Source organism: Asticcacaulis biprosthecium C19, assembly GCF_000204015.1.
Classification (GTDB): domain Bacteria; phylum Pseudomonadota; class Alphaproteobacteria; order Caulobacterales; family Caulobacteraceae; genus Asticcacaulis; species Asticcacaulis biprosthecius.
The window spans coordinates 1,014,249-1,021,199 of record NZ_GL883077.1; the positions used below are offsets into that span (position 1 = coordinate 1,014,249).

Here is a 6,951-nt window from a genome sequence, read left to right on the forward strand (position 1 = left end):
CGGTAGACACGTCCTTCAGGCCGGGCCGGTGTTGGGGGCCGCCGTATCTTTATTACCGGGGGGTGGGCTTTTCAGTCCAATGGTTTCCGGTGGCGCAGACTTCGCAAAGCGGTTCTTTCCTGATGGAGCGACGCTCGAGAAAACCTTCGAAAAGTTGTCAAAAGTTCTGCAGGGGCAGGACAAGCGTTTTTTGGTTATCATCGACGACATCGACCGGCTCTCCGCCGACGAAGCGCTCGCCATCTTCCGCTTGGTAAAATCCGCAGGCCGTCTGCCCAATGTAATGTACCTACTTGTTTTTGACCGTGATCTTGCCGATGCTGCCGTTCAACAACGGTACCCCTCGGAGGGGCCGCATTTTCTGGAAAAAATAATTCAGGCCAGTTTCGAACTACCGGCTCCGATACAAACCGATCTCAACAACACGCTGCTCGCGGCTGTAGAGCGCATATGCGGCGATGTCGCGGAGGAGGACGTCGTTCGATTTATGAACCTGTTCTACGATGGCGTAGTTCCTTATCTACTGACGCCCCGACATGTCACCCGCTTGATCAATGCGATGAGCGTCACATGGCCAGCTGTCGCAGGGGAAATCGATAAAGCAGACTTCATGGCATTGGAAACCCTCCGTCTTTACGAACCCAAGCTTTCGAGCGCTATCAAGACCTACCGGGACATAGCCACTGCTTCGGCCAGCGATTATGCGATGGACCGGCAGAACACCGATAAAATCGCACCTTTCTTAGTTCAGGTTCCAACGGCAAACCACGAGACTGCGCGCAATATTTTACAGCGGTTGTTCCCGGCGTTGGAAGACGTCACCTATAGTACCGGATTCACGAGGGAATGGGATGTTGCGCGAAGAGTATGTATTGGAAAACATTTTGATACTTATTTCCGGCTATCGCTGAGCGACGATGCACTTTCAACAGCGGACATTCAGCAGTTTTTAGCGGAGGTAGGCAACGCAGAGTTCGTGAGGTCAACTTTCCGCGAAATAGCACACCGTAAAAGAAAGAACGGGAAGTCGATGGTCCCGGTGTGGCTCGATGAGTTGAATGTCCATGCGAAGCGCATAGAAAAAGGTCAGGTCGAACCATTTCTATCCGCGCTATTTTCGGTGGTTGATGAGATCAGCCTGGACCAAGACTCAGAGCGCGGATTTTCAATTGGCAATACGCCGCTGCGCGTACACTGGTTAATCCGTCGCTTAACTGAAGATCGGTTCGATTTAGATGAACGCACTAGCCTCTATTTAACTGCCACAATAAATGCATCACTCGATTGGCTGATTGATTTTAGCGATTCCGCCATACGAGACTACCAGCAGAAGGAAGGACGAACGACGCGCCCTGAAAAATGCCTGGTTACCGAAGAAGCTGCCCAAACGCTCCGGCAACGTTCATTGGAACGACTGCGTTTGGCGGCCTCTGACGGAATGCTGATACGGACGCACAATCTGCTTTCCAACTTGTACAGGTGGCGAGAGTTCTCTGACGACGAAGGCGGTGAAATGAAGGCTTGGCTGGCCGAACAGATGACACGGGACGACGTACTAGTGATATTGGCCAAGGCTTTGACAGGTGACGGGTGGTCTCAAGTAGCGGGAGATCGCGTGGCACGGCGGAAAATACGAGCCAGTTTGTCGGATCGATTTGACCTTTTTGACCCTACATGGTTTCGGGGCGAACTCGACCGCATCATTGGAGCAAAAACAGTCTCGCAGACCGACATCGATGCCATTCAAGTATTCTTGACAGCGCTCGAGGAGAGGAGATTTGACGATGATTAGTGAGAAGCTTGGTTTTCTTGCTTTCGTCAAGCCGACACCGCATCCGGTCGCGCGAAAGCGGAAGTGGGCCGTATGCGCTCGGCTCAATTCGAGTGTACAAAAATACGAGGACAGGAGCACCAGTCCCCGCCCGCTTTAGAAGCGACGTTCCCGGCGCGCGGCGTGCGTTACGCGTACAAATAGTCCGACTTAATCCACATTTGGTAAGTCCAATCTCAAGGCCAGATGGAGCCCTCAGTCCGCGACGTTGCGAAAATTATGGTCGGGCGAATCTCATCGGTAATATTTACGCGTATATATGAAATTGCCTCGGTGCCTGATTTTGACGTGGCGGCGAATAAAGGCAAATCCTCCATGCCTCATAAAATATAGCATGTCTCTCCGCCGTCACGCCATGCTTACCTGCGAGCACCCATAGAACGAACCAAAATTCCCTCCAAATTTTCGTTTGTGAAAATTACTGCCGAAAAATCTGCATGAGCATGCGCATGTCGCATCATGCCGGCACAAGCGAAGACTCACAAAATGTTGTCGCTAGGTAAGGCCAGATTGACATTATTTTGTCTGACTATTATTCATTGCGTTCATACAAGAACGACGACAGGGACAAGCGCCTCCATACCGGCAAAGACCGATGGGTGCGCTCACAAATTAAACAGAGCTTACAGGGCGCGCAAACCTCGATGTCTGGCGCGTAACAATGGCTCACTTCCAGGACGTGCACGCATGGCAATCAAACCCGCCGCTCTGATCTGCGCTCTGCTCGCCATGTGTCTGCCGGCCGGCTTGGCGAGAGCCGATAATCCTGTCATTCAAACCCGGTTTACCGCCGACCCCGCGCCCCTCGTGCATGATGGCGTCGTCTATCTCTATGTCGGCCACGACGAGGACGATGCCGCGGGTTTCAAAATGCTCGACTGGCGCCTCTATAGTTCGACGGACATGGCCAATTGGACCGACCGCGGCGTGGTCGCCTCGCTCAAGACATTTCCATGGGCGGTCCAGGCAAACGACGCCTGGGCGCCGCAGGTCATCGCCCGCGATGGCAAGTTCTACCTCTATGCGCCGATCAGCGTGGCCGGGTCACCCAAGAATGTGATTGCCGTGGCGGTCGCCGATAACCCGGCGGGCCCCTTCAAGGACGCCCTTGGCAAGCCGCTGATTGGACCGATCGAAGGCTATATCGACCCCACCGTATGGATCGATGATGACGGCCAGGCCTATCTGTACTGGGGCAATCCGCACCTTTGGTACGTTAAGCTCAATAAGGACATGGTGTCCTACTCCGGTCCGATCGTTCAGGTCGACTCCAAGCCGGCGGATTACCAGGAGGGGCCCTGGTTCTACAAACGCAATGACCATTACTACATGGCCTACGCTTCGACATGCTGTCCCGAAGGGATCGGCTATGCGATGAGCGAGACGGCGACGGGGCCCTGGGTTCACAAGGGCAAGGTCATGGACCCGAACCCGGGCGCCACCGGGAACCATCCTGGTATCGTCGACTATAAGGGCAAGTCCTACGTCTTCGGGTTCAATTACGAGCTCAACTTCGCCATGACCCCGATCCATCACGAACGCCGCTCGGTAACCATGACCGAGTTCCGTTACAATCCGGATGGAACCATTCCGAACCAGCCGTGGTGGGACACCAAGGGCGCTGCGCAGATCGAGCCTGTAGATCCCTATCGACGCGTCGAAGCCGAGACCATCGCCTGGACGTCGCGGATCAAGCGCGATCGCGACCGGCCCTACGCCTGGGCCCCCGGTGTGACGACGGCGCAGGATGACGCAAAGGGCGTCTATGTCACGCGCATTGCCGATCGCACCTACATCAAGGTCGCGGGCGTCGACTTCGGCAAGACCCCCGCCAAGGCGTTTGTGGCAAGCGTCGCCGGCGGTGCGCCCGGTGCGACGATTGAACTGCGGCTCGACCGTATCGACGGCCCCGTGATGGGCGTGTTGCAGGTCGGACCGGTCGGCGATGCCGGTCAATGGCGGGAAGAAACGGTCGATGTCACCGGGGCGACCGGTGTTCGCGACCTGTTCATGATCTTCAGGGGGCGTGGCGCAGAGTCGCTGTTTGACGTCGACTATTGGCGCTTTGAACACTAAAAAAGGTAAGGGAACTGCCTATGAAGCCGCTTTGGATGATGACGGCCGCCGCAATGGTCGCCCTCGCAATCGCCGCGCCAGCCCTGGCGCGTTCGGCGACACCGCCCATCGGTCTTGACCCCTTGGGGCACCTGAGCGCGCCGGCGCCGGCCCGCGATTCCGGCTTCCACTTCCAGACGCTGCGCAGCGGCGTGCAGTTCCAGTTGAACGGCGTCACCAAGTCGGTCGTCTTCTACGCGCCGACCGTCGTGCGGGTGAACGCCAATCTCGGTGAGTCTTACTGGACGCAGCGAAGCCTGGTGGTCATTCGCGACCCAGAAGCGGTGCCGGTGACGGTCAAGGAAACACCCGACCAACTGGAACTGGTGGGCCAGAAACTGCGTGTTGCGATCGATAAGCACACCGGCGCCGTGACCTATTACGACCCATCCGGGCGGCTGCTCACGCGTGAAAAGGCCGACGCGCCGCAGTCGATCGAAAAACGAATGATCTCGGATGCCCCGACCTACGTGGTGGAGAACCGCTTCACTCTGAAACCGGGCGAAGGCATCTATGGTTTTGGCTACACCGCCGACGATGACGTCAATCGCCGTAACAAGGAACTTCTGCTCGTTCAGACCAATGTCGGGATTATCATTCCGGTGATGGTTTCGACGGAACGTTACGGCGTCCTGTGGGATACCTACTCGCAGATGCGCTTCAAGGACGATGCCCAGGGCGCGCGTCTTTGGGCGGAAAGCGCGCCGGGCGGGGTCGACTATTACTTCATGGCCGGCGGCACCATGGATGAGGTGATCGGGTCGTACCGCTGGTTGACGGGGGATGCACCCATGTATCCCAAGCAGGCGTTCGGCCTGTTCATGAGCAAGGAGCGCTATCCGACCCAAGAGCGCATACTGGAAGTGGCGCGAACCTTTCGCAAGGAACAGTTTCCCCTCGATTACATTGTCCAGGATTGGCAATACTGGGGCGGCGACAAGGACGGTACCTGGTCCGGCATGACGTGGAATGCGGAACGCTTTCCCGATCCGGAAGGCATGAGCCAATCCATCCACGACCTGAACATGAAGCTGATGGTGTCGATCTGGCCGTCGGTCGGCAATGACACGGCGCTTGCCCACGAACTCGACCAGTATAATTTGCGCTTTGAGCCGCTGCACTGGATTTCCAAACAGGCACGCGTCTACGATGCCTTCAGTCCCAAGGGACGCGAGATCTACTTCAAGCACATCAAGTCCGGCCTCCTCGACAAGGGCGTGGACGCGCTGTGGATGGACGGGACCGAGGTTGAAGTCAGCTCGGCCATGTGGAACCCAGTGGACAATGTCCGTGATACCAAGGCGCTGGGTCGCAACGCCATGGGCGACTTCACCCGGTACCTGAGCCCCTATTCGCTGCTCACCACCGAAGGCACCTACAAAGGGCAGCGCGCGACCAGCGACAAGCGTGTCTTCACCCTGACCCGTTCCGCCTGGGCCGGCGCGCAGCGCACCGCGGCGGCGTCATGGTCCGGCGACATCTACGCCAATTGGCGGACCTTCGCCCAGCAGGTGCCGGGCGGCGTCAATGTCACCATCACCGGAAATCCGTATTGGACCCAGGACACGGGCGGCTTTTTCGTCACCGACTTTCCGGGCGGCGAAAAGAATCCGGCCTGGCGCGAACTGTTCGCCCGCTGGTTCCAATATGCCGCGTTCAACCCGATCATGCGCGTCCACGGCACCAGCGTGGAACGCGAACCCTATCTGTTCAAAACGCTCGACCCGCCGGTCTACCAGACCCTGCTGGATACCGTGCACCTGCGTTACCGCCTGCTACCCTATACCTACAGCCTGAGCGCCAGGGTGACCTCGGACCGCTACACGCTGATGCGCGCCCTTCCCATGGATTTTCCGGACGATCCGGCGACCTACAACATAAATGACAGCTTCATGTACGGATCCTCGCTGCTGGTTCATCCGGTCACGCGCGCGATGTACAATATCCAGCCGTCCGCCGCGACCACGGTGCCATCGCAATACCTGCGCACAGCCGATGGCAAGACCGGCTTGATGGTGCAATATTTCCAAGGCGAGAATTTCGAGAGCCCCCGCGGCACAGTGCTCGATGTCAAGATCGACCATACCTGGCCCGATCCGCCGCTGGCGGAACTTCCGCCGGGCCTGACGTCGCTCAGCCAATTCTCGGCACGCTGGGAAGGGTTTTTGATCGCGCCCGAAGACGGCGAATACGAAATCGGCCTGACCGGTAATGATGGCATGCGTCTCGCCCTGGCCGGAGAGACGGTCGTCGAAGAGTGGCACCGCGCCGCCACGCGCACCCGTGTTGTCCGGCGTACACTCAAGCAGGGTGAGGCCTTGCCGGTCCGGCTCGAATTCTCGCATCCCCAAGGTGGCCGGGTGTTCAGATTTGTCTGGCGCACGCCGACCGAATTGCGCCGCGACGCTGCCGCCCTCAGCGCGCCGCGCGACCTGACCATGCGTACCTACCTGCCTGCCGGGACCGACTGGTACGATTTCTGGACGAACCAGCGCTACGATGGCGGCACGACCGCCGTGCGCGAAGCCCCGCTCGACATCATTCCGCTGTATGTCCGTGCCGGCGCCATCCTCCCGATGGGCCCCGTCATCCAATACGCGACCGAGCAACCCGACGCGCCGTATGAGATTCGCGTCTATGCTGGCGCCGACGGCACATTCACCCTCTATGAGGACGACAACGAGACCTACGCCTATGAAAAGGGACAATCCGCCAGCTACGACCTGCACTGGAACGATGCGAAACAGACCCTGACCATCGACGCGCGGCGTGGCAGCTTTGCCGGGATGACGCAACAGCGGACCCTCAACATCGTCGTTTTCGATGCCGCCAGCATGAACTCCGGAAAGCCGTCGCATGCCCGGACGATCACCTACGACGGCCGACCATCCGTTGTGCGCTTTGACGGCGGTACCTGATCCGGTGGTGTATTTTATCCGCCCTGCGGATCGACGAAATGATGACCCTGACTCATCGGTATTGGTTCCTTCTCCTCCCCATGTCCT

The 6,951-nt window shown here is 58.1% G+C and carries 3 protein-coding genes; all 3 read left to right on the forward strand.

Annotation, left to right across the window (positions count from 1 at the left end; translation table 11 throughout):
- The coding region (locus ABI_RS05155; protein ID WP_040308602.1) for a P-loop NTPase fold protein at positions 1–1,792 on the forward strand (1,792 nt) is incomplete at its 5' end.
- A gap of 726 nt (positions 1,793–2,518) precedes the next feature.
- Positions 2,519–3,907, forward strand: a complete 1,389-nt coding sequence (locus ABI_RS05160; protein ID WP_006271794.1) for a glycoside hydrolase family 43 protein — start codon at positions 2,519–2,521, stop codon at positions 3,905–3,907.
- A 20-nt stretch (positions 3,908–3,927) separates the two neighbouring features.
- A complete protein-coding gene (locus ABI_RS05165) occupies positions 3,928–6,864 on the forward strand; it encodes a TIM-barrel domain-containing protein (protein ID WP_040308603.1) in 2,937 nt (978 codons plus the stop codon).
- Positions 6,865–6,951: the final 87 nt, after the last annotated feature.

What these genes read in the sequence shown, in the direction of transcription:
- ABI_RS05160 (WP_006271794.1), top strand. Translation starts at nt 2,519, where the DNA reads ATGGCAATCAAACCCGCCGCTCTGATCTGCGCTCTGCTCGCCATGTGT.
- ABI_RS05165 (WP_040308603.1), top strand. Translation starts at nt 3,928, where the DNA reads ATGAAGCCGCTTTGGATGATGACGGCCGCCGCAATGGTCGCCCTCGCA.